The sequence below is a fragment of the Gelidibacter salicanalis genome, from assembly GCF_016469035.1.
GTDB lineage: Bacteria > Bacteroidota > Bacteroidia > Flavobacteriales > Flavobacteriaceae > Gelidibacter > Gelidibacter salicanalis_A.
Map to the genome: position 1 here is coordinate 1 of NZ_JAEHJZ010000225.1, position 224 is coordinate 224.

General features: G+C 55.4%; 1 protein-coding gene. It reads left to right on the top strand.

Annotated features, from left to right (window positions below):
- On the top strand, positions 1 to 224 hold a 224-nt coding region (locus JEM65_RS21405; protein ID WP_199603767.1), incomplete at both ends, for a hypothetical protein.

A 224-nucleotide genomic window follows, 5' to 3' on the forward strand; every position in this document is an offset into this window, starting at 1 on the left:
CTCGTTTACGTTATCCACCAAAACCCTGACGGTCGGTCAGCAAGGCTGGGAAATGCTGACCGCCACGGCGCTGGTGGTGTCTTATTTCTCCGGTCCGCTGCTGAACTTTGGCGACTTCTCCCGCTACGGTAAAAGCATGAGCGAAATCCGTCGCGGTAACCGCTGGGGTCTGCCGTTTAACTTCCTGCTGTTCTCGATTGTGACCGTAGTTATCGTCTCAGGGA